The organism is Streptomyces sp. NPDC001137 (genome assembly GCF_040298885.1).
Classification (GTDB): Bacteria; Actinomycetota; Actinomycetes; order Streptomycetales; family Streptomycetaceae; genus Streptomyces.
The window spans coordinates 98,024-122,406 of the sequence record NZ_JBEPBA010000025.1 but is presented as its reverse complement, the minus strand read 5'-3'; the positions used below and the strand labels follow the sequence as shown (position 1 = coordinate 122,406).

Genomic DNA, 24,383 nt, shown 5'->3' with positions numbered 1-24,383 from the left:
TCATCTGGGTAGAACCTACGGCAGCCGGTGGCCGGAAGACAGGCGGAATCGCGTCCCGCCATCCACCTCGCACACGTTCTTCACATGGCCTGACGCCCACCGCCCCGGCGCCGGAATCGCGAGGGATGCCGGGGCTGGGGCGGGTGGTGCGCATGGGACACGCATCCTGTGCCTGAGCTGGGGATTCCGCTTGGCTCAGATCCGCGCGAAGGCCTGCTCGATGATGTCGAGCCCCTCGTTCAGGAGGTCCTCGCCGATGACCAGCGGAGGCAGGAAGCGGAGGACGTTGCCGTAGGTGCCACAGGTCAGGACCAGCAGGCCCTCCTGGTGGCAGGCCTTGGCCAGCGCGGCGGTCGCCTCCGGGTTCGGCTCCTTGGTCGTACGGTCCTTGACCAGCTCGATGGCGATCATCGCGCCGCGGCCGCGCACGTCACCGATGATGTCGAACTTGTCGGCCATGGCGCCGAGGCGGGCCTTCATGACCGCCTCGATGTTCTTCGCCTTCGCGTTGAGGTCGAGCTCCTTCATCGTCTCGATCGAGCCGAGCGCACCGGCGCAGGCGACCGGGTTGCCGCCGTAGGTGCCGCCCAGGCCGCCCGCGTGCGCGGCGTCCATGATCTCGGCGCGGCCGGTCACGGCGGCCAGCGGCAGGCCGCCCGCGATGCCCTTGGCGGTGGTGATCAGGTCCGGGACGATGCCCTCGTCCTCGCACGCGAACCACTGACCGGTGCGGCAGAAGCCGGACTGGATCTCGTCGGCGACGAAGACGATGCCGTTGTCGGCGGCGAACTTCCGGATCGCGGGCAGGAAGCCCTTCGCGGGCTCGATGAAGCCGCCCTCGCCGAGCACCGGCTCGATGATGATCGCGGCGACGTTGTCCGGGCCGACCTGCTTGCTGATCTGGTCGATGGCCTGCGCGGCGGCCTCGGGGCCGGCGTTCTCCGGGCCGGTCGGCCAGCGGTAGCCGTAGGCGACCGGGACGCGGTAGACCTCGGGCGCGAACGGCCCGAAGCCGTGCTTGTACGGCATGTTCTTCGCCGTCAGCGCCATCGTCAGATTGGTACGGCCGTGGTAGCCGTGGTCGAAGACGACGACGGCCTGGCGCTTGGTGTACGCGCGGGCGATCTTGACGGCGTTCTCGACGGCCTCGGCGCCGGAGTTGAACAGCGCGGACTTCTTGGCGTGGTCACCCGGGGTGAGCTCGGCGAGGGCCTCGGCGACCTCCACATAGCCCTCGTACGGGGTGACCATGAAACAGGTGTGGGTGAAGTCGGCGAGCTGCGCGGAGGCCCGGCGTACGACGGCCTCGGCGGACGCGCCGACGGAGGTCACCGCGATGCCGGAACCGAAGTCGATCAGCCGGTTGCCGTCGACGTCCTCGATGATCCCGCCGCCCGCGCGCGCGGTGAACACGGGCAGCACGGAGCCCACGCCCTGCGCGACCGCGGCGGTACGGCGGGCCTGCAGTTCCTGCGACTTCGGGCCGGGGATGGCGGTGACGATCCGGCGCTCCTGCGGAAGTGCACTCATGAGGGGCTCCTGGGGGTGTGCTCTTACGGACTCTTGGCTTCTTTTCTCGCAGGTTAGGACCGGGAGAGGGGGGTGGGCATGCTCCATGTGGGCGCTGTCGGGGGTTCGGGTTTGTCCGCGGTGGACATGGCGGCCGGTGCGGGGCCCGGCCGCGTAAGCGGTGAACTCCCCGTGCCGGGGCGTTAGATTGACCGCTGACGGTGGACGGAACGGCTGGTCAGGGAGCGAGGGCGATGGACAGCGACGGGACGCAGGACACACGGGGTACGCATGCGAATCCTGTGCCGCGTCCGGCAGGTCCGCCGGAGGTACCGCCGAGGCCCGTGGCCGCACCCGGCGTGCCGCCGCGGCCGGACGGCTCGGCGTTCCTGACCTGGCTGCGGGCGCCGCGCCCCGAGACACCGCCCGGCGTGTGGCGGTTCGGGCACCGGCCGCGGCCGCAGGAGGAGCCCGAACTCATCCCCGCCCGCCAGCTGGTCAGCGGCGCGGTGATCGCCTTCCTCGTCGGCTGGCTGATCTGGTCGCTGCTGTGGAACGGCTACCTCGGCGGCTGGTGGCTGCTGCCGCTCTACGCGATGATCCCGGACTCCTGGGCCCAGCCGCACAGCATCGCCTCGGTCGTGGTCGTCTACGCCTACTACGTGCTGATCGCCCTGGTCATCATGATCGGTGTCGGGAGGCTCGGCCGCTGGGGCGAGATCTGGCGCCGCTACGGCCCGCCCGCCTGGAACCGGCCGGCGCCCCGCGCCGAACGCCCGCCCGCCCCCGAACAGGACCCCGCCGAGTGGCCCCAACTCCGCGCCGCCGGAGCCGCCGAGGCCGCCGAGCGGCTCGCCACGGAGGCCCGGGCGGGGCTGATGCGGGACGTCGATCACGCGCGGATCGTGCGCGCCTGGCAGGGTGTGCGCACCGGCCGGCACTCCCTCGCCGCGTTCACCGGCGCGGTGCTCAAGGACGGCGCCGCCGCCTGTCTGCACCCCTCCGGGGAGCGCGACCTGCCGGCCCGGATCGCCCGCCACGACCTGCTGACCGGTCAGGTACGGCTCGGCACGGCCGCCGACGACCCCCGCAACCCGTACGCCTACCGCGGCGCCGGCCTCGGTCTCGGCCCCGAGCTGCTCGGCACCTCCCTGCTCGCCGTCGGCCCGGCCGGCTCGGGCAAGACCGGCACCGTGGTGCGGCCGCTCGCCGAGTCGCTCTGTCTGCACGCCCTCGCCGGACGGGCCGCGGTCGTCGTGGTCGGCGCGGCGGGCGCGGGACTCGGACCGGTCGACGCGTACGACGTCGTCGTACGGATCGGGAATCCGGAATCCGTCTACGACCTGGACCTGTACGGCGGGACGAGCGACCCGGACGAGGCCGCGGCCGTGCTGGCCGAGGCCCTGGTCGGCGACCTCGCCGATCCGCACCCGGGCGGTGACAGCCGCCGGTCCACGACCGTGCTCGCCCAGCTCCTCGGCCCCTTCCGGGCGGTCCACGGCCGCTTTCCCTCCGTGCCGGAGCTGCGGCAGCTGCTGGACGGAGCGCCCGGGCCGCTGGAGGAGCTGCGCAGGGCGCTGCAGGGTTCCGGGCAGGAGTCGCTGCTGCGGGAACTGGACGCTCGCGAGCGGCAGTTGGGGCACCCGGGGGATGTGGCGGCGGTGCTGGCGGACCGGGTGGCGCTGTTGGACCGACCTGCCTTCGCGGGGTTCTTCGACACCTCGGGACAGTCGAAGCCCTTCTCCCTCAAGGCCCTCGACCACCCGGTACGGGTCCGTATCGACCTGCCCGCGCGCGGGCACGCGGACGCCTCGCGGATGCTGGCGCGGCTGGTGCTCGCGCAGTTCACCGCGAGCGTGGCGGTACGCGAGGACCGCTCGCTCTTCGCCTGCCTGGTGCTGGACGACGCGACCGGGGCGGTGACCCCGGAGTCGGTGCGCGGGATCCAGCGGCTGCGCTCCGGGAACGCCGGCGTCGTACTGACCCTGCGGACCCTGGACGACGTGCCGAGGCCGCTGCGCGGGCCGCTGCTCGGCTCCACCGGATGCCGTATGGCCCTGTCCGGGCTCACCCCGTGGGACGGACAGGACTTCGCCGAGGTCTGGGGCAAGGAGTGGACCGAGGCACGGGACGTCACCGACCGGCAGATCATCGCCGAGACCCCGGCCGGCAAGGCCGTCCACATGCTCCGGCGCGTCATCACCGGCAAGGCGCCCACCGCACGGGCCGTGACCGTCCGGCAGGTCGAACGGGAGCGGTGGTCCGCGTCCGAGCTCGCGCACGGGGTGCCGCCCGGGCACGCGGTGCTGTCACTGACGACCGTCAAGGGCGAGCATGCGCCGCCCCTGCTGGTGGATCTGAGGGGTTAGGCCGGACTTCACAGGACAGGGTGACCGTACGGTGAGGCAGAATCGGCACAGGCCGTTCATACCGGGCGGCCAAAAGATCAAAAGGTTCGCCCGATCCCCGCAAACCTGACCTGAAGGCCTCATGCCCCCGACACTCGCCTCGCTCGTCCACCACTCCGCGCTCAAACTCACCGTGCGCGCGGGTGAGGACCGCCTCGACGTGCCGGTCCGCTGGGCGCACGTCAGCGAGCTCGCCGACCCCGTGCCGTACATGGAGGGCGGGGAGCTGCTGCTGATCACCGCGCTGAAGCTGGACGCGGAGGATCCGCAGGCCATGCGGCGGTATGTGAAGCGGCTCGTGGGGGCGGGAGTCGTCGGACTCGGCTTCGCCGTCGGGGTCAACTACGAGGAGATCCCGAAGGCGCTGGTCGACGCGGCCGAGGGCGAGGGCCTGCCGCTGCTCGAGGTGCCGCGGCGCACGCCCTTCCTCGCCATCAGCAAGGCCGTGTCCGCGGAGATCGCCGCCGACCAGTACCGGGCCGTGACCGCGGGCTTCGCCGCCCAGCGGGAACTGACCAAGCAGGCTTTGACGGGCGGGCCCGAGGGGGTGCTGTCCGCGCTCGCCTCGCAGGTGGACGGATGGGCCGCGCTGTACGACGCCTCGGGCGCCGTCGTCGCGACCGCGCCGGAGTGGGCGGGGCGGCGGGCCGCACGGCTCACGGCGGACGTGGAGCGGCTGCGGGAGCGGCCCGCGCCCGCGTCCTCGGTGGTCGGCCCGCCGGACAACGAGGACCGCGTCGAACTGCACTCGCTGGGCACGGGGAGGCGGCCGCGGGCCGCGCTCGCGGTGGGGACGGCGGCCGCGCTCGGCACGGCGGAGCGGTACGCCGTCCACTCGGCGATCGCGCTGCTGACGCTGACGACGGAACGGTCGAGGTCGCTGCACGCCGCGGAACAGCGCATCGGTGCGGCGGTGCTGCGCATGCTGCTCGCGGGGGAGCCGGACCATGCGCGGGCCGTCGCGGGCCATCTGTACGGGGGGCTGCTGGACGCCCCCTTCCGGCTGGTCATCGCGGAGTCGGCCGCACGGGCCGCCACCGACGCGGGCGGCGATCCACTGGCCGGGCTCGCCGAGACCATGGAGTCGGCGGCCGCGCGGGCGGGGGAGGCCGTGCTGGTCGTGCCCGAGGGGGAGCGGCTGGTCGTGCTGGCCGCGGACGGGGGTGCGGCGGTCACCGCGTGCGGGGAGTACGCGGCGGCGGTCGAGGCCGCGCGGGGCGGGGCGGAGGCGGTGCGGGATGCCGCCGGCGGCGAGGAGCAGGACCTGGTGGTCGGGCTGTCGGCGCCGGTGGGGCCGATCGCGGCTGCGGCGGCGTACAAGCAGGCCGAGCAGGCGTTGTCGGTGGCCCGGCGGCGGGGGCGGGTGTGCGTGGGGCACGAGCAGCTGGCGGCGGGGTCCGTGCTGCCGTTGCTGGCCGACGATGCGGTGAAGGCGTTTGCGGACGGGTTGCTGCGGGCGCTGTACGAGCATGACGCGACGGGGCGGGGGGATCTGGTGGCCTCGCTTCGGGCGTGGTTGTCGCGGCATGGGCAGTGGGATGCGGCGGCTGCGGATCTGGGGGTGCATCGGCATACGTTGCGGTATCGGATGCGGCGGGTGGAGGAGATCCTGGGGCGGTCGCTGGACGATCCGGATGTGCGGATGGAGCTGTGGCTGGCACTGAAGGCGACGTCTGCGGAGTAGCCACCGGGCCCGCGGCGGAGCCGCTGACGGATGCAGCTCGCCCCCGCCGCCCCTACCCGTCCCGTACCTGGGGGCTCCGCCCCCAGACCCCCGATCGGCCTGAACGGCCTCGTCCTCAAACGCCGGACGGGCTGAAAAGATGCCGGCTGCACCCACCACCCCGCCAAACCGTCGTACAGCCCGCCCCCACCACTACACCCCGGCCAAACACACCCCCACCCCCACCGCCCTACCGTGGACCCCGAAGCCACGAACAGCACCCCAACAGGGAAGGGCCGGAACCCCATGACTTCCACCACCGCCTTCTGGCTCGCCGGCCGCCAGGCCACGGGTGAGGACACCTTCGACGTCACCTCCCCGTGGGACGGCCGCCTCGTCGGCAAGGTGAGCGTGCCCACCGACGCCCAGGTCGAGGAGGCCGTCGCCGCCGCCCACGCCGTCCGCGAGGACTTCGCCGCCACCCCCGCCCACGTCCGCGCCGGCGCCCTCGACCACGTCAGCCGCAGGCTCGCCGAGCGCACCGAGGAGATCGCCCAGCTGATCTCCGCCGAGAACGGCAAGCCGATCAAGTGGGCCCGCGGCGAGGTGGGCCGCGCGGTCTCCGTCTTCCGGTTCGCCGCCGAGGAGGCCCGCCGCTTCAACGGCGGCGAGGCCCAGCGCCTCGACACCGACGCCGGCGGCCAGGGCCGTCTCGCCCTCACCCGCCGCTTCCCCAAGGGCGTCGTCCTCGGCATCGCGCCCTTCAACTTCCCGCTCAACCTGTGTGCGCACAAGGTCGCCCCGGCGATCGCGGCCGGCGCGCCGATCATCCTGAAGCCGGCGCCCGCCACCCCGCTCTCCGGCCTGATCATCGGTGACCTGCTCGCCGAGACGGACCTCCCGGCCGGCTCCTGGAGCATCCTCCCGGTCGCCAACGACAAGATGCCCGCCCTGGTCCAGGACGAGCGCCTGCCGGTCATCTCCTTCACGGGCTCCGAGAAGGTCGGCTACGCGATCATGGACTCGGTGCCGCGCAAGCACTGCACCCTGGAGCTGGGCGGCAACGGCGCGGCCGTCGTCCTCGGCGACTACGCCTCCGACGCCGACCTCGACTGGGCCGCCACCCGCATCGCCACCTTCTCCAACTACCAGGGCGGCCAGTCCTGCATCTCCGTGCAGCGGGTCATCGCGGACGCGTCCGTGTACGACCGGCTGCTGCCGCGTATCGTCGCCGCCGTCGAGGCCCAGGTCACCGGTGACCCGAACGACGACAAGACCGATGTCGGCCCGCTGGTCAGCGAGGACGCCGCGAGGCGCGTCGAGTCGTGGGTGAAGGAGGCCGTCGAGGCCGGGGCGACCCTCCTCACCGGCGGCGACCGCGACGGCGCCTCCTACGCGCCGACCGTCCTCACCGACGTACCGGCCGACACGACGATCTCCTGCGAGGAGGTCTTCGGGCCCGTCCTGACCGTGCAGAAGGTGGACGGCGAGGCCGAGGCCTTCGCCGCCGTCAACTCCTCCAAGTACGGCCTCCAGGCGGGTGTGTTCACGCACGACCTCCAGGTCGCCTTCCGGGCGCATCGTGCGCTGGAGGTGGGCGGCGTGGTCATCGGTGACGTCCCCTCCTACCGCGCCGACCAGATGCCGTACGGCGGTGCCAAGCAGTCCGGTGTGGGCCGTGAGGGCGTGAAGTTCGCGATGGACGACTACACCTACGAGCGGGTGCTGGTCCTCACCGGGCTCGCCCTCTAGAGCCCCGCCAGGCGCCCTCTGGGCACCCTCTAGTAAATGGGAACCATTTTCATATAGGCTTCCCGAAAGGGCCCGGCGCCGATGCCTTCCGGTGCCGGGCCCTTTCTTCGCGTCGGCTTCGTCCGGACCCTCAACCGGAGAAGCCGACATGCGCGAGCCGCAGCGGGCCGCGCAGCCTGAGGCGGACGTCGTGGACACCCTCGGCGAGGATCCCGGCGGTGACCGTCGTGTAGTCGTACGGTCCCGGCGTCGGCGTCCCGGGCGTCAGGGACGCGAGCACCGGACCCCCGTCCAGTGACACATCGACCACACCCTCGCCCGCCACCGTCACGGACACCTCGCCGACGCCCTTTCCGAAGTCGCAGTCCCGGTAGACCAGTTCACCCGCCCTGCCCTCCACCGGGGTCACCGCGTCGCCCGCGGTCTTCGTGCGGTCGACGATCTCGATGCTGCTCTGCTCGTCGAAGTCGGACGCGTCGAGACCCCGGCTCAGGACGGGGCGCGGTGCGGACGCCTCGCCGTCGAGCGTCACCGTCGTACGCAGCCGCACATCCTCGCTGGAGGCGCCGGCCAGCAGTTCGTAGGGGCCCGGTTCACGGCGCCACCGGCCCTGGTGCACATCCCAGAAGCCGAAGGCGGACAAGGGGACTTCGAAGGAGAGCTCCCTGCGCTCGCCCGGCTCCAGGCGCACCCGGTCGAGTGCCGCCAGCTCGCGCCGCGGACGCGGGAGAGCCGGGTCCACGGCGCGGAGATAGAGCTGGGCGACCTCGTCCGCCGCCATGGCTCCGGTGTTCGTGACCGTGAAGGAGACGGACACCGCGGCGCCCTCCGCCTTCGCCGTCAGGTCCGCGTACGCGAACGACGCGTACGACAGGCCGTGGCCGAACGGGAACAGGGGCGTGCCCTCGAAGTACAGGTAGGTCTGGCGGCTGCCGATCACGTCGTAGTCGAGGAGGTCGGGCAGGTCGGCGTCGTCGGCGTACCAGGTCTGCGGGAGGCGGCCGGCGGGGGAGACGTCGCCGGCGAGGACCCTGGCCAGGGCGGTGCCGGCCGCCTGGCCGCCGTGCGCCGTCCACAGGACGGCCGGGAGGCGGGCGGAGTCGAACGCGTAGGGGTACGCCGACACCAGCGCCAGCACCGTGTGCGGGTTGGTGGCGCGCGCGGTGTGCAGCAGGCGCTCCTGGTGCCGGGGGAGGCGCAGGGTCGTACGGTCCTCGGTCTCACGGCCGTTGATGTGCGGATCGTTGCCCGCGACCACCAGGACCACGTCGGCCTCGGCGGCGGCCCTGCGCACCGCGTCCTCGCCGCGCTCGGTGATGATCACCTCGAAGATTTCCGGGTTCGCTTCGGCAACCCTGACGCCGTCGGCGGCGACACAGACGTGGCGACCCGTACCGAGGTGCTTCAGGAGGTGCCCGTTCTCGTGGGGTTCCAGGCGGAATGTTTCCTGGACGATCCAGCCTCCGGGCTGGTCGGCGGAGGCGCGCAGACAGCCGTCCTCGGCGACCGAGAGATAGCGGCCGTCGGGCGCGCGCAGCGTCAGCACGCCCTCGCCCCACTCCATGAGCGCGAACTCGGTACCGGTCGCATCGGTGGTCAGCGGGGGCAGATCGGTGCGGCCCGTGAGCGTGGCCGGGTCGAGAGCGCCCTCGGCGCCGCGCACCTGCTCCTCGGCGCCGTCGGCCGCCGGGGCGTGGAGAAACGTACCGGCAGCGGTCTTGAAGCGGACGCGGTCCACGCCCTCCGCGAACTCCACGCGCTCCGCGCCGAACCGCTCGTACAGGCCCTCCAGTGGTGTGGACCGGTGGATGAGCGTGCCGCTGTACCAGTCCAGCTTGCACTCGTCCGCGAGCAGGCCGACCACCGCGATCCGGGTGTCCTCGGCGAGCGGCAGCAGACCGCCGTCGTTCTTCAGCAGCACGACCGCCTGCTCGGCGACTTCCTGTGCGAGCGCGCGATGGGCCGGGGTGTCGAACTCTCCGGTGCCGGCGTGCGGGTCGTAGCGCGGGTCGAACTCGCCGAGGCGGAAACGCACCGAGAGCTGGCGGCGCACGGCCGTGTCGATGTCCGACTCGGTGAGCAGGCCCCGCTCCAGGGCCCCGCGCACCCGCGCGGTGATCTTCGAGCTGTCGGTGCCGTGGTCGGTGAAGCTGTCGACGCCGGCCAGCAGCGCCGCGGCCGTGGCCTCCTCGTGCGTGTCGAAGTAGTGCTCGGAGTCGACCAGGTTGGACGGCGCGCCCGCGTCCGAGCAGACGAGGAGATCCTCCTCGGTCCAGGTCCGCAGGTGCTCGCGCAGATATGGCGAGACATGGTTCGGACGGCCGTTGACCAGGTTGTACGCGGGCATGACGCCGGCCACCGCGCCCGCCTCGACCGTGTCGCGGAAGGCGCGCAGGTCGTACTCGTGCAGGACGCGCGGGCGGACGGAGGAGGACGTGGTGTCGCGGTTCGTCTCGTTGTTGTGCGCGAGCCAGTGCTTGAGGACCGGCGCCGTACGCCAGTACGTCGGGTGCTCGCCGCGCAGGCCGTGCGTGTAGGCGGTGGCGATGGCCGAGGTGAGCCGCGGATCCTCCGAGTAGCCCTCCTCGTTGCGGCCCCACAGCGGGTGGCGCAGGAGGTTGACGGTCGGGGACCAGACGTTGAGCCCCACGCGGTCGTCACGGGCGCGCATCGCGCGAATCTCCTTGGAGACGGCCTCGCCGACCCGTCGTACCAGGTCCGTGTTCCAGGTCGCGCCGAGACCGACCGCCTGCGGGAAGACCGTGGCCGGGCCCATCCAGGCCACGCCGTGCAGCGCCTCCTGGCCGGTGCGGAACGCGGGGATGTCCAGCCGCTCGACGGCGGGGACGAACTGGTGCAGGAATCCGATCTTCTCCTCGAGGGTGAGCCGCGACAGAAGGTCGTCGATGCGCTTCGCGAAGGGCAGGTGCGGATCGCGAAAAGGCGGCGTGTGCGGCGTGTGTGCGGTCACGTGGGATCCCCCTGCGATGGATCGACGGGATTGCTTTCGAAGCGCTTCGATGCTCATTCGACTCGGGGGCGAGTGTCAAGAGATCGACACCCTGACTTCAAGCGGCACATATGAAAGGAGGGCGCTCGCAAGCCTCGAAGGAATCTTGGAAGCGACCCTTGTGCGCCCCTGTGTGTTCACTTAACCTCACAGCAACATCGAAGCGCTTCGACTGCGCATTCCGTTTACTCGTCGAAGAAACGCTTCAGCTCAGGGCAGTTCCACTTACGACACCGCAGCCGACGGCCTCCGCCGGGTGTCCAGGTGCGCCACGAAGGGTTGACGCAATGACGCCGAACGCCGCCTTCGCCTCCTCCGGACCGAGCCGGAGAAGCTTCCTCGCCTCGACAGCGGTCGCCACCGCGGCAATGGCGGGAGGGATGCCACTGCTGTCCGCCTGCGGTGGTTCGGACAGCGGGAAGCGCGAAGGGGCCACATCGGGCAAGGCAGCCGACAAACTGATCCCGGCCTACGTCGCCAGCACGCTCGCCAAGCCGGACATCCCCTCGAAGAACGGTTCCGCGGCCGGCTACACCAGCAAGATCGACCTCGGGGCCCTCGTCGCCTCGGTCCCGAAAAAGCTCGGTACCGGCGCTCCCCTCAAGATCATGTCCCCGCTCTGGGGTACCCCGCCGAAGCCCGGGTGCGCGTACTACAAGGAACTCGACGCGGCGGCGGGCACCAAGATCACCTGGCAGAACCAGGACGGCAACACCTACGGGGAGAAGCTCGGTGCCGTCCTCGCCTCCAGCTCCATACCCGACATGGTGGTCGTGCCCAGCTGGGAGCTGGTCGGCAAGATATCGAGCGCGGTCACCGCGAAGTTCATGGACCTCGGCCCCTACCTGGCGGGCGACAAGGTCAAGAAGTACCCGAACCTGGCCGCGATCCCGTCCGACGCCTGGCGCATGTCCATCTTCGGCGGCGCGCTGCGCGGCATCCCGATGCCCGCCGCACCCGTGCCCAACATCGTGCCCTTCTACCGCAAGGACATCTTCGACAAGAAGGGCTACACCGTCCCCAAGTCGGCCGACGAGTTCCTCGGCTGGGCCAAGGAGGCCACCAGCGCCAAGGCCAAGGTGTGGGCCTGCGGCGACATGAGGTGGTCGGCGGCAGGCTTCTTCGGTGTCCGGCCTGCCGGGTCGCTCGGCTGGAACATCGGGGACGACGGCAAGCTGACGTACCGCATCGAGCATCCTGAGTACCTCGAACATCTGGAGTGGGTCCGCAAGCTGTTCGCCGCGGGTGTGGTACATCCCGACGACAAGGCAAACACGGGCGATCCCACCCAGCGGTTCACTTCCGGGCAGACCCTGGTCGGCAACAGCGACATGTCCGGCTGGTACGGCATGACCGCCGAACAGGCCCGGTCCAACCCTGACTTCGAGGTCGACGGCATGGACTACTTCGGCGCCGACGGCGGCAACCCGACGCTGTACGCCAACCCGCCCGCCAGCATCTGGTCCATGATCCGCAAGGGCGCCTCGAAGGAGACGGTCGAGAACGCGCTCGCCGCCGCCAACTTCGCGGCAGCGCCCTACGGCACCAAGGAGCGGATGTTCGTCGACTACGGCGTCGAGGGCACCCACTACACGGTCAAGAACGGCGTCCCGGTCAAGAACGACCGGGGTGTCCAGGAGGTGAACAACGCCTGGGTGATGCTGGCGGCCCCGGCTCCCTACCTGGCCCACCCCGACTTCCCCGAGATCGCCCGCAAGCAGGTCGAGTGGCAGCAGCGGCAGGGTGCCTTCGTCAAGAAGACGTCCACCTACGGCATGAACATCGTCGAACCGAGCCGCTACGCCACCCTTTCCAGCCAGTTCGAGCAACTGGAGATCGACTTCGTGCGCGGCAACAAGAAGCTGTCCGACGTCCAGCAGGCCATCTCCACCTGGAAGTCCTCCGGCGGTGACAAGCTGCGGGACTGGTACAAGAAGCTCCTCGAGAAGAACGGCAGTGGCAACTGATGTCCCTCACGGCCGGGAGCAGGCCGGACGGGACACGTCCCCCCGCGGCGGTCGAGGAACCGACGGCCGCGGTCACCGTGGCCACCGTGAAGGAGAGTGCGCCGCGCAGGGCCGCCAAGGCGGGCAAGATCCCCTTCCGGGTCCGGTGGCGCCGCGACCGCACGCTCATCCTGATGACGCTGCCCGTCATCGTCCTGCTCGTGATCTTCAACTACGTCCCACTGCTCGGCAACGTCGTCGCCTTCCAGGACTACGACCCGTACGCCGCCGACAACGGCATCACGGCGATCTTCCACAGCCCCTGGGTCGGCGTGGAGCAGTTCTCGCGGATGCTCGACGACCCGCTGTTCTGGAGCGCCACGAAGAACACCATCGTGCTCTTCGCGCTCCAACTGGTGCTGTTCTTCCCGATCCCCATCGCCCTCGCGCTGGTCATCAACAGCGTGATCCGGCCCCGGGTGCGGGCCGTGGCCCAGGCGATCATGTACCTGCCGCACTTCTTCTCCTGGGTCCTCGTGGTCACCGTCTTCCAGCAGATCCTCGGCGGCGCGGGCATCATCGCCCAGACCCTGGAGAAGCACGGGTGGAGCGGCTTCGACCTGATGACCAACGCGAGCCTGTTCAAGTACCTGGTCACCGCCCAGGCCGTGTGGAAGGACGCCGGCTGGGGGATCATCGTCTTCCTCGCCGCGCTGGCCGCCGTCAGCACCGATCTGTACGAGGCCGCCGCCATGGACGGCGCGGGCCGCTGGCGACGCATGTGGCATGTCACGCTGCCCGCGCTGCGCCCGGTGATCGCGTTGCTGCTGGTCCTGCGGGTGGGCGACGCGCTGAGCGTGGGATTCGAGCAGTTCCTGCTCCAGCGGTACGCGGTCGGTGCCGGGGCCAGCGAGGTCCTCGACACCTATGTGTGGAACATGGGTATCCAGAACGGCGACTTCAGCTACGCGGCCGCGGTCGGCCTCGTCAAGGGAGTCATCGGAGTCTGCCTCGTCCTGGGCGCGAACAAGGTCGCGCACCTGCTCGGCGAGCAGGGGGTGTACAAGAAATGAGCCTCAACACGACGCTCGTCCGCAGTCTGAAGGCTCCCGCCCGCCCGGTGTGGGAAGAGCAAGCCAGCAAGGTGGGACTGGCCGCCAAGAGCGGCTTCCTGGCCCTGTGCTGTCTCGGGGTGTTGGGGCCGCTGTGGATCGTGATCGTCACCAGCCTCTCCCCGAAACCGGTGATCGACCGGGTCGGCGGCCTGGTCGTGATCCCCGAGGGGATCACCTTCGTCAACTACACCGAACTGCTCAGCGGCGGCCAGGTCAGCCGGGCGATCATGGTCTCGGTCGGCGTCACGCTCTTCGGCACGCTGTTCTCGATGACGGTGTCGGTGCTCGCGGCCTACGGCCTGTCCAGGCCGGGCACTTTGGGCCACCGGTTGTTCCTGATGACCATGATGGCCACCATGTTCTTCGGGGCCGGCCTCATCCCGACGTACCTGCTGGTGCAGTCGCTGGGCCTCACCGACACCTATCTCTCCCTGATCCTGCCGAGCGCGGTCAGCGTCTTCAACATCCTGGTGCTGCGGGCCTTCTTCATGGGGATCTCCCCCGAACTCACCGAGTCCGCCCGTATCGACGGCGCCGGTGACCTGCGCATCCTGCTGACCATCATCATGCCGCTGTCACGGGCCGTGCTGGCCGTCATCTCCCTGTTCTACGCGGTCGGCTACTGGAGCGCCTGGTTCAACGCCTCCATCTACCTCAGCGACCAGCAGATGATGCCGTTGCAGAACGTGCTCATCCAGCTGGTCCAGAAGAACACCGAGGCCCCCACCGGTCTCCAGCAGGCGGTCCGCACCGGTCAACTCTCCGCGCTGGGGCTGCAGATGGCGGTCATGGTCCTCGCGCTGATCCCCGTCGCGGTCGCCTCCCCCTTCGTCCAGCGCCACTTCAAGAAGGGCATGCTCACCGGCGCCATCAAGGGCTGAGCCACACCTTTCGACTCCGCCGCGGCCGACCTGCCGCCATCAGCGGTCGGCCGCGGCGGTCCCAAACCTCCCGTTGCTCCCCACCGCACAGAACGAGGTCTGTCATGCCCGCGTTCACTCCGAGCCGACGTGCCGTTCTCGCCGGTACCGCGGCGACCGCCGCGCTCACCGCCGTTCCGCTTCTCCCCGGGCGGGCGCTGGCCGCGGCACCGGCCGCCACCGCGACGCCGGCGTACCGCTGGCGCAACGCCGTCATAGGCGGCACCGGTTTCGTCACCGGCGTCCTCTTCCACCCCTCGGTCCGCGGCCTCGCCTACGCCCGTACCGACATCGGCGGCGCCTACCGCTGGGACGACAAGGCCGCCCGCTGGACCCCGCTGACCGACCATCTCGGCGCGGACGACTGGAACCTCCTCGGCGTCGAGGCCATCGCCGTCGACCCCGCCCACCCCGACCGCGTCCACCTCGCCCTCGGCACCTACACCCAGTCCTGGGCCGGCAACGGGGCGATCCTGCGCTCCGAGGACCGCGGTGCCACCTGGACCCGCACCGACCTCGGCGTCAAGCTGGGCGCCAACGAGGACGGGCGGGGTACGGGTGAGCGGCTGCTCGTCGATCCGTGGGACAGCGACACCCTGTGGCTGGGCACCCGGCACGACGGGCTGCTCAAGTCGACCGACCGGGGGGCCACTTGGGCCGCTGCCGGCGGCTTCCCGGGCACCCCGAGCGCCTCCGGGCAGGGCGTCACCTTCCTTGTCGCCGCGGGGCGCACCCTCTACGCCGGCTGGGGCGACTCCGACGGCAGCACCGCCCACCTCTTCCGCACCACCGACGGCACCGTCTGGGAAGCCGTCCCCGGCGGGCCCACCGGCACGGCCGCCAAGGTGCCGATCCGCGCCGCGTACGACCCGTACACCCGCGAGCTCTACGTGACGTACACCGACGCGCCGGGACCGAACGGCCAGTCCGACGGCAGTGTGCACAAGCTGTGCACCACCAGCGGGAAGTGGACCGACGTGACCCCCGTGAGACCGGGCGGTACCACTTCCGACGGTTCCGCCGACACCTTCGGGTACGGCGGCGTCGCCGTCGACGCCCGCCGCCCCGGCACCGTCGTCGTCTCCACCAACAACCGGTGGGCCGAGATCGACACCCTCTACCGGACCACCGACGGCGGCCGCAGCTGGACGTCCCTCAAGGACTCCGCCGTCTTCGACGTGTCCGAGACCCCTTATCTCAAGTGGGGCGCCGACAAGCCCAAGTTCGGATGGTGGATCCAGGCGCTCGCCGTCGACCCGTACGACTCCCGGCACATCGTGTACGGTACCGGCGCCACCCTCTACGGCACCCGGGACCTGAGGAACTGGGCCCCGCAGATCCGCGGTCTGGAGGAGACGGCCGTGCGGCTGCTGATCTCGCCCCCGGCCGGCCAGGCGCACCTGATCAGCGGCTGCGGTGACATTGGCGTGCTGTACCACGAGCGGCTCACGGCGTCTCCCTCCCGCGGCATGGCGACCAACCCCGTGTTCGGGTCGGCGATGGGGCTCGCCCAGGCCGCGAACAAGCCGTCGTACGTCGTCCGTACCGGCTGGGGCGACCACGGCAACGGGGCCCGCTCGAACGACGGGGGGCAGACCTGGGTGCCTTTCGAGGCTCAGCCCGCCATCGCCAAGGACGGACCGGGGCCGATCGCCGTGAGTGCCGACGGCAGTGTGCTGCTGTGGGTCTTCGTGCACTCGGACGGCACCAAGTACCCCGCCCACCGCTCCACGGACCACGGCGCCACCTGGTCCGAGGTCGCCTCCTTCCCGAAGGGCGCCACGCCGGTCGCCGACCCGGCCGACCCGACGCTCTTCTACGCGTACGACACCGACACGGGAACGCTGTACGCCAGCACCGACAGTGGCCGGACCTTCACGGCCCGGGCGTTGGGACTGCCCTCCGGGGACAGCCAGTTCAAGCTGGTCGCCGCGCCGGGCAGGTCCGGCGATCTGTGGCTGAGTGCCAAGGGGCAGGGCCTGCACCGGTCCACCGACGGCGGCGCGAGCTTCTCGAAGACCGCCGGCGTCGACGCCTCGGAGTGCCTCGGTTTCGGCAGGGCCGCGAAGGGCGCCGACTACCCCGCCCTCTACCAGGTCGGCACGATCGAGGCCGTCACCGGCGTCCACCGCTCCGACGACGAGGCGAAGACGTGGGTGCGGATCAACGACGACCGGCACCAGTGGGGCTGGATCGGCACGGCCGTCATCGGTGACCCGCGCATCCACGGCCGCGTCTACCTCGCCACCAACGGGCGCGGGATCCAGTACGGGGAGCCCGTCTGATGCCGGCGCTCAGCGACGCCACCCGCGGCCGCATCCTCTTCGGCGGCGACTACAACCCCGAGCAGTGGCCCGAGGAGACCTGGACCGAGGACGTACGGCTCATGCGGGAGGCCGGCGTCAACTCCGTCACCCTCGGTGTCTTCTCCTGGGCGAAGCTCGAACCCCGGCCGGGGGAGCGGGAGTTCGGCTGGCTCGACCGGCTGATGGACCTCATGCACGCGGGCGGCATCGGTGTCGTGCTCGCCACCCCCACCTCCTCGCCGCCGCCCTGGCTCGGCCGGCTGCACCCCGAGACCCTGCCCCGCGACGAGGACGGCCGTATTGAATGGTGGGGCGGCCGCCAGCACTTCTCGCACTCCAGCGCCGCCTACCGCCGGTACGCGGCAGCCATCACCGAGGACCTCGCCGCCCGCTACGGCGGCCACCCCGCCCTCACCATGTGGCACATCAACAACGAGTACTGCACCTACGACTGGGGCGACGAGGCCGCCGCCCGCTTCCGCCGCTGGCTGCAGCAGAGGTACGGCACGCTCGACGCCCTCAACTCCGCCTGGGGCACGGCCTTCTGGAGCCAGGGCTACGGCGACTGGGCCGAGGTCCTGCCGCCCCGCCACGCCCACTACCTGAAGAACCCGGGCCAGGTCCTGGACTTCAAACGGTTCACCTCCGACATGCTCCTGGAGTGTTACATCGCCGAGCGCGACATCGTCCGCCGGCACACCCCCTCCCACATCCCGGTCACCACCAATTTCATGGCGCTGTGGGCCGGGCTGGACGCCTGGCGGTGGGCCGAGGAGGAGGACGTAGTCTCCGTCGACCTCTATCCCGATCCGCGCGATCCCTTCGGCGCGCAGCACGGCGCCCTCGTCCAGGACCTGACCCGCTCGCAGGCCCGCGGCCCCTGGATGCTGATGGAGCAGGCGGCGGGCCCGGTCAACTGGCGCGGCGTCAACCACCCCAAGCCGCGTGGTCTGGGCCGCCTCTGGTCCCTGCAGGCCGTGGCTCGGGGTGCCGACGCCATCTGCTACTTCCAGTGGCGCCAGTCCCGGCAGGGCGCGGAGAAGTTCCACTCCGGGATGGTCAGCCATGCGGGGCCGGAGGGCCGTACGTATCAGGAGGTCGGACAACTCGGCGCCGAACTCGCCCGGATCGGCGCGGAGGTGACGGGCAGTCACAGCAGGAACGACATCGCGATCCTGCACGACTGGCATTCCTGGTGGGCCGGAGCCCACGAGGGCCGGCTCTCGACGCGGGTCGACCACACGCAGATCCTCACCGCCTGGCACCGCGGCCTGTGGCAGGCCCACCTCACCACCGACTTCGCCCACCCGGAGCACGACCTCACCGCCTACAAGCTGGTCGTCGTCCCCCAGCTGTACGCCCTCACGGACGCGGCGGTCGACAACCTCCTCGCCTACGTCCGCGGCGGCGGCACCCTCGTCTGCGGATTCCTGACCGGTGTCACCGACGAGGACGACCGCGTGCGCCCCGGCGGCATGGACCCCCGACTGCGCGAGCTGTTCGGCATCCGCACCCTGCACGAGTGGTGGCCGCTGGACGCGGACGAGACCGCCGAGACCGACGAGTTCCACGGGACCCTCTGGTCGGAGGAGATCGAGGCCGCGGAGGACGCCTCGGTCGAGGCCAGGTACAAGGGCGGCGAGCTCGACGGCCTGCCCGCCGTGCTGCGCAGGGGCCGCGCCTGGTACGTCTCCACGCTTCCCGAGCCGCACGCACTGCGCGACCTGCTGGCCCGGATCGCGGCCGACGCGGGCGCCCGCCCCGTCCTCGACGGCCTGCCCGACCGGGTGGAGGCGGTGCGCCGCGGCGACCTGCTCTTCGTGCTCAACCACGGGCGGGAACCAGTGACCGTGCAGGTGCCGGGCACCCACCGCGACCTGCTCACCGGCGCGGCAGTGGAGGGCGAGGTCACCCTCGGCCGGTACGGCGTGATGGTGTTGCGCTCATGAACACACCCCTGAGCAAGCCGATGAACATCGTCCACGGAACCTGGGAGCCCGTCCCCGCCACCCGCTGGGAGGACGGCTTCCTGAGCGGCAACGGACACCACGGCGCACTTGTGTTCGGTGATCCGAACGACGAACAGGTCGTCGTCACCCACCACACCCTCGTCCGACCCAACGGCGCCGAGAACGCCCGTCCGCCCCGCCTCGCCGCCCGACTGCCGCTCCTCCAGGACAAGCTGCTCGCGGGCGAGCTGCACGCCGCCGAGACCTTCACCGACGGACGCGACCTCCAGTGGGTCCAGCCCTTCCACCCCGCCTTCCACGTACGACTGCGCAGACCGGCCGGCGAGGAGCCGCGCCGCTACCGCCGCTCGGTCGACTTCACCACCGGCGTGGTCACGTCGGTCTGCGAGGACTGGAGCAGCAGGGTCTTCGTCTCCCGCGCCGACGACGTGATCGTCCAGCACATCACGGCCACCGACCTCGACATCGCCCTGGACCACCGCCTCCCGGGGGCGCCCCCGGACCTCGCCGTCGGCGACGGCGCGGTCCTCACCCCCGAAGGGGCCCTGCTCACCCTGCGCGTCCGCTACCCCGGCAGCGACACGGCGTACACCGGGGTCACGCTCGTCGTGGTCACGGGCGGCCGTACGACGCTCACGCCTCCCGGCGCACACGTCGCGGACGCGGAGTCGGTCCTGCTGCTGACCAGGGTGCTGCACCACACCGGCGAGCTGGACACGACACCCCTCGCCCACGCCCTGCGCGAACTGCTGCCGCCCGGCGAGGACCCGTACACCCTCCTCCTGGACCGCCACACGAGCCTGCACCGCACGGCCTACGAACGCGTCCGTCTCGATCTGGACGCGGACCCGGCCGAGCGGGCCCTGCCCGGCTCGGAGCTGCTCGCCCGCCCCGACAGCCCCGCTCTCCTGGAGCGCCTCTTCGCCGCAGGGCGCTACCACCTGCTGTCCGCGAGCGGTCTGCTCCCGCCCCGCCTGGTCGGCCTGTGGACCGGCGAGTGGAACACCGCCTGGTCGGGGGCGTTCACCAACGACGCCAACCTCAACCTCCAGACCGCGTCCGCAGCGGCCGGCGCGCTCCCCGAAGTCACCGAAGCCCTCGCTTCTCTGATCCATCGTCAGCTGCCCGACTGGGCGGAGAACGCCCGCGCGGTCTTCGGCGCCCGTGGCGTCGTCGCCCCCGCCCACACCGACGGCGAGTCCGGGCTGTCGTACCACTTCAGCCGCGAATATCCCCTGCACCTGTGGACCGCGGGCGCCGACTGGCTGCTCAAGCCGCTCGTCGACCACGACGAGACGAACGGCACCCGGGACCCCCGTACCGCCCACGCCCTCGCCCAAGTCGCCCTGTTCTACGAGGACTTCCTCACCCGCACCGACAACGACGGCCGTCTGGTCGTCGTCCCGTCCTACTCGCCGGAGAACCGCCCCGGGAACGCCAGTTGGGGGGCGATCAACGCGGCCATGGACCTGTCCGCAGCCCGGCACGCGCTGCTGACGGCGGCCGACTACGACCCGGACACCCACCGGGCCGAGCGCCTGCGTGCCCTCGCCGACCGTCTCCCGCCCCACCGGATCAACGCCGACGGCGCCCTCGCCGAATGGGCCTGGCCCGGCCTCGACGACACCTACGACCACCGTCACCTCAGCCACCTGTACGGCGTCTGGCCGCTCGACGAGATCAACCCGTACGACACCCCCGACCTCGCGGCGGCCGCCCACCGCGCCCTCGAACTCCGCGGCGCCGAGAACGACTCCGCCCACGGCCATCTGCACCACGCCCTGGTCGCCGCCCGGCTGCGCGACGGCGAACGGGTCGCGCACGCCCTCGGCCAGGTCCTCGAGGGCGACTTCTTCCACGCCTCCCTGATGAGCGCGCACTACCCGGACCGCAACGTCTACAACGCCGACGCCGCGCACACCCTGCCCGCCGTGCTGATCGAGATGCTCGTGCAGTCGACCCCGAACCGCCTGGTCCTGCTGCCCGCGCTCCCGAAGGCGTACCCCAAGGGCCGGCTCCTCGGCATCCGCACCCGGTTCGGCGCGGAACTCGACCTCACCTGGAACCCGCAGGAAGCGACGGCGGTGCTGCGCCCCACCCGTACGCACCGCGTCGAACTCAGGACTTCTTCCGGCACACGGCCGCTCGACCTCGTCGCCGGAGAAGACCACGTCCTCGCGCTGGGGGCGTGGTAACCACCCCCGCAATTCCCCCCCACCCATGGAAGGGACACCATGGCAAAGAGCACTCTGCGCAAGGTCACCATGGCCGTACTGGCCCCGGCGATGGCCATCGGTGCCACCGTCGGCCTCGCGTCCGCCCCCGCCTCCGCCGCGGTCTGGAACTCCTGCGCCCAGTACGGCAGCACCAACCTGAACGGCTACACGCTCTACAACAACATCTGGGGTTCCGGCGCCGGCAGCCAGTGCATCTGGGCCAACTCCGGCACCAACTGGGGTGTCTGGGCCGACCACCCCAACACCGGCGGCATCAAGTCCTACCCCAACTCCACGAAGTGGATCAACAAGAGGATCGACTCGCTCTCCTCCCTCACCAGCAACTACAACGTCACCGTCCCGTCCTCCGGCGCGTACAACACGTCGTACGACATCTGGGACACCGACCACCAGTACGAGATCATGCTGTGGGTCAACTACGACGGACCCGTCGGCCCGATCGGCACGTACCAGGCCAACGTCACCGTCGGCGGCCACAACTGGAACGTCTACAAGGGCACCAACGGATCGAATCAGGTGTTCTCGTTCCTGCGGACCTCCGACTCCACCTCCGGCACCGTGGACATCAAGCCGGTCCTGAACTGGCTCGCCTACACCAAGGGCTGGATGTCCAGCAGCGAGACCATCGGCGACGTCCAGTTCGGCTACGAGATCACCAGCTCGTCCGGCGGTCTGAACTTCAACACGAACAACCTGACCGTAAGCAGCAGTTGACCTTCCCTTTGATCAGGAGGGTGCGTACGTCCGGTTGGATGTGCGTATGCGAACCACCACCCCCCTGCGCAGTCTCCTGACCGCCGTCACCGCGACCGCGGCCGTCGCCCTCACCGCGACGACCGCGGTCGCGGCTCCCGTCTCCCCGGCCCCCGGAGCGGCCGACATACGGACCACGGCTGCCGCCTTCGACCCGGAGGCCCTGCACCCCGTCGCCGAACTCGCCGCCGAACGGCTCGCCACCGCCGACCTGGTGGCAGCCGCGAAGTGGGGCACCGACAGCCCCATCGACGACCCGGCCCGCGAGCAGCAGGTCCTTGACGCCGTAGCCGCCCAGGCCCAGCAGCTGGGCGCCGACCCCGACGAGGTCCGCGTGATCTTCCGCGACCAGATCGAGGCGAACAAACTCGTCCAGCGCGCCCTGTTCCAGCGCTGGACCGACCACCCCGACCAGGCGCCCACCACCCGTCCCGACCTGAGCGTGATCCGCCAGGAGATCAACCGCATCAACACGGCCCTGGTCCAGTCCCTGGCCGACACCACCGCCGACCGCGACGCCTTCACCTGCCACCCGGAGCTGGCCCTCGCGGCCCTCCAGGTACACCACGAGGACCAGCTGGACGCCCTGCACACCCGGGCACTGTTCCGCGCCCTGCGCTCGATCTGCGGCTGACTGCATGCCGCCAGGAGCGCGGCCGGTTCCTCCCCTATGGGAACCGGCCGCACCTCCCTTTCCCGACGCGGCTACTCCGCTACGGGTAGCCGCGCCCCGTCCCGCAGGAACAGCGGGATCCGGTCCAGCGGGGCGTCGACGGTGACCGCCTCTCCGCCCTCGTAGGTCTCGCCGGTCCACGCGTCCGTCCACCGGGCACTCGCCGGCAGATACGTCATCCGGGTCGTCGCGCCCGCCTCCAGCACCGGTGCGACCAGCAGATCCGACCCGAACATGTAGGCGTCGGAGACCTGCCAGGCGAGCCTGTCCTCCGGAAACTCCAGGAACAGCGGCCGCATCACCGGCAGCCCCTCCTCGTGCGCCTCCCGCATCACGTCCAGGACATACGGCTTCAGCCGTTCCCGCAGCCGCAGGTACTTCTCCAGGATCGCCCCGGCCTCCTCGCCGTAGGACCACACCTCGTTCGGCCCGCCGGTCATCTCCGGCCCCAGCGGCATCCCCGGGTCACGGAACCCGTGCAGCCGCATCAGGGGAGACAGCGCCCCGAACTGGAACCACCGCACCATGACCTCGCGGTACGCCGGGTCCTCCGGGTCGCCGCCGTGGAAGCCGCCGATGTCGGTGTTCCACCAGGGGATGCCGGACAGGGCCGTGTTGAGACCGGCCGCGATCTGACGGCGCAGGGTCGGGAAGTCGGTGCCGATGTCGCCGGACCACAGGGCGGCGCCGTAGCGCTGACTGCCCGCCCAGGCCGAGCGGTTGAGGGTGATGACCTCCTCGCCCTCGGCGCGCAGGCCCTCGTAGAAGGTGCGGGAGTTCTCCGCGGGGTAGCTGTTGCCGACCTCCAGGCCGGGGCCCGCCCAGTAGCGCAGGTTCTCCTGGAAGCCCGGCTTGAGCTCGGGCTCGCAGGCGTCCAGCCAGAAGGCCGTGATGCCGTACGGCTCCAGGTAGTTCTCCTTCACCCGCGACCACACGAACTCACGGGCGTCCGGGTTCGTGGCGTCGTAGAAGGCGACCTGGACGGTGGAGGCGACCTGCTTGTCCGGCCAGTCGGCGTGCGCCATCGGGCCGTACTGGGTGCCGATGAAGTAGCCGCGCTGCTCCATCACGGGGTGGTTCTCGCTCAGCGGCGACACGGACGGCCACACGCTGACCACCAGCTTGATGCCGAGCTCCTCCAACTCGCGCACCATCGCCGCGGGATCCGGCCACTCGGCGGGGTCGAACTTCCACTCGCCCAGGTGCGTCCAGTGGAAGAAGTCGCACACGATGGCCGAGATGGGCAGCCCCCGGCGCTTGTACTCCCTCGCCACCGCGAGGAGTTCGTCCTGGGTGCGGTAGCGCAGCTTGCACTGCCAGAAGCCGGCCGCCCACTCCGGCAGCATCGGCGAACGGCCGGTGACCGCGCTGTAGCGGCGCTGGCCGTCCGCCGGGGTGCCCGCGGTGATCCAGTAGTCGATCTGCCGGGCCGAGTCGGCCACCCAGCGGGTGCCGTTGTGCGCCAGCTCCACGCGGCCGATCGCCGGGTTGTTCCACAGCAGGGTGTAGCCGCGGCTGGAGGAGAGCACCGGGATGCCGACCTCGGCGTTGCGCTGGACCAGGTCGAGGACCAGGCCCTTCTGGTCGAGGCGGCCGTGCTGGTGCTGCCCGAGGCCGTACAGCTTCTCGTCGTCGTAGGCGGCGAACCGCTGCTCCAGCCGGTGGTGGCCGTTCCCGACGGCTGTGTACAACCGTGACCCCGGCCACCAGAAGTGGGCGCGCTCCTCGGCCAGCACCTCCTGGCCGTCGTCGGTGCGCAGGAAGCGGATCAGGCCCTCGGCGCTCACCTCCACGGTGAGCGAGCCGACCGTCAACTGCCCTTCCCCCTCACCGATCTTGACGCTGCTCTCGGTGGCCGGCGCCTCGTCGAGCAGGGCGCCCGGCAGGCCCTCGAGGATCGGGCCACCGAGCCTGGCCCGTACCCGGACCGCGTCCGGACCCCACGGTTCGATGCGGAGGGTCTCCTGACGGCCGCTCCACTCCAGCGCGCCGTCCCGCTCCCGGAAGGTGCCGACGGTGGGTGACGACTGGGCGAGGCTGACCTGGGGCTGCGCCCCGGCCTGTGGCTGGTTTTCGGCAGACTGGTTCACGAAGGGTGCTCCCGAAAGACATGAGGGTGCC

At 71.0% G+C, this 24,383-nt stretch carries 14 protein-coding genes; 11 read left to right on the top strand and 3 right to left on the bottom strand.

The genetic code is table 11. The features are described 5' to 3' along the window. Positions 1-195: 195 nt before the first annotated feature. Positions 196-1,530 carry a 4-aminobutyrate--2-oxoglutarate transaminase gene (gene gabT / locus ABT254_RS36805; RefSeq protein WP_351480292.1) on the bottom strand — a complete coding sequence of 445 codons (1,335 nt, stop codon included), beginning with the start codon at positions 1,528-1,530 and terminating at the stop codon, positions 196-198. Between the two features lie 233 nt (positions 1,531-1,763). Here gabT and ABT254_RS36800 point away from each other — a divergent pair, with 233 nt between their 5' ends. The 3 genes from ABT254_RS36800 (at position 1,764) to ABT254_RS36790 (ending at position 7,332) form a co-directional block, all read left to right on the top strand. Continuing rightward, complete coding sequence (locus ABT254_RS36800; RefSeq protein WP_351480289.1) at positions 1,764-3,878, top strand: ATP-binding protein; 2,115 nt, start codon at positions 1,764-1,766, stop codon at positions 3,876-3,878. A 121-nt stretch (positions 3,879-3,999) separates the two neighbouring features. After that, positions 4,000-5,601 (top strand): PucR family transcriptional regulator, encoded by a 1,602-nt coding sequence (locus ABT254_RS36795; protein WP_351480286.1) that lies wholly within the window; start codon positions 4,000-4,002, stop codon positions 5,599-5,601. A 285-nt stretch (positions 5,602-5,886) separates the two neighbouring features. After that, on the top strand, positions 5,887-7,332 hold the full coding sequence (locus tag ABT254_RS36790) for an aldehyde dehydrogenase family protein (RefSeq protein ID WP_351480283.1): 1,446 nt from the start codon (positions 5,887-5,889) through the stop codon (positions 7,330-7,332). Between the two features lie 130 nt (positions 7,333-7,462). On the opposite strand, the gene ABT254_RS36785 is transcribed toward ABT254_RS36790, so the two are convergent. Next, entirely contained in the window at positions 7,463-10,303 is a 2,841-nt protein-coding gene (locus tag ABT254_RS36785) for a glycoside hydrolase family 3 C-terminal domain-containing protein (protein WP_351480281.1), read from the bottom strand. A 326-nt stretch (positions 10,304-10,629) separates the two neighbouring features. Between ABT254_RS36785 and ABT254_RS36780 the strand changes: the two genes are divergently transcribed. The 8 genes from ABT254_RS36780 to ABT254_RS36745 all read left to right on the top strand — a co-directional run bounded on the left by ABT254_RS36780 (position 10,630) and on the right by ABT254_RS36745 (position 22,223). Beyond that, positions 10,630-12,309 carry an extracellular solute-binding protein gene (locus tag ABT254_RS36780; RefSeq protein ID WP_351480278.1) on the top strand — a complete coding sequence of 560 codons (1,680 nt, stop codon included), beginning with the start codon at positions 10,630-10,632 and terminating at the stop codon, positions 12,307-12,309. Beyond that, positions 12,309-13,361: an ABC transporter permease gene (locus tag ABT254_RS36775; RefSeq protein WP_351480275.1), complete on the top strand. Its 1,053-nt coding sequence runs from the start codon at positions 12,309-12,311 to the stop codon at positions 13,359-13,361. Before ABT254_RS36780 ends, ABT254_RS36775 begins: the two co-directional genes overlap by 1 nt. Further along, the gene (locus ABT254_RS36770; RefSeq protein ID WP_351480272.1) at positions 13,358-14,284 is read left to right on the top strand and encodes a carbohydrate ABC transporter permease; all 927 of its coding nucleotides are present in this window, start codon (positions 13,358-13,360) and stop codon (positions 14,282-14,284) included. Before ABT254_RS36775 ends, ABT254_RS36770 begins: the two co-directional genes overlap by 4 nt. 104 nt (positions 14,285-14,388) lie before the next feature. Beyond that, the gene (locus tag ABT254_RS36765; RefSeq protein ID WP_351480269.1) at positions 14,389-16,608 is read left to right on the top strand and encodes a WD40/YVTN/BNR-like repeat-containing protein; all 2,220 of its coding nucleotides are present in this window, start codon (positions 14,389-14,391) and stop codon (positions 16,606-16,608) included. Continuing rightward, complete coding sequence (locus tag ABT254_RS36760; protein ID WP_351480266.1) at positions 16,608-18,578, top strand: beta-galactosidase; 1,971 nt, start codon at positions 16,608-16,610, stop codon at positions 18,576-18,578. Before ABT254_RS36765 ends, ABT254_RS36760 begins: the two co-directional genes overlap by 1 nt. A gap of 20 nt (positions 18,579-18,598) precedes the next feature. Then, positions 18,599-20,794 carry a glycosyl hydrolase family 95 catalytic domain-containing protein gene (locus ABT254_RS36755; protein ID WP_351480393.1) on the top strand — a complete coding sequence of 732 codons (2,196 nt, stop codon included), beginning with the start codon at positions 18,599-18,601 and terminating at the stop codon, positions 20,792-20,794. Between the two features lie 39 nt (positions 20,795-20,833). Next, the gene (locus ABT254_RS36750; protein WP_351480264.1) at positions 20,834-21,550 is read left to right on the top strand and encodes a glycoside hydrolase family 12 protein; all 717 of its coding nucleotides are present in this window, start codon (positions 20,834-20,836) and stop codon (positions 21,548-21,550) included. Between the two features lie 46 nt (positions 21,551-21,596). Beyond that, a complete protein-coding gene (locus ABT254_RS36745) occupies positions 21,597-22,223 on the top strand; it encodes a chorismate mutase (RefSeq protein WP_351480261.1) in 627 nt (208 codons plus the stop codon). A gap of 71 nt (positions 22,224-22,294) precedes the next feature. Here ABT254_RS36745 and ABT254_RS36740 read toward each other — a convergent pair whose 3' ends face one another. After that, complete coding sequence (locus ABT254_RS36740; RefSeq protein ID WP_351480259.1) at positions 22,295-24,352, bottom strand: glycoside hydrolase family 31 protein; 2,058 nt, start codon at positions 24,350-24,352, stop codon at positions 22,295-22,297. Positions 24,353-24,383: the final 31 nt, after the last annotated feature.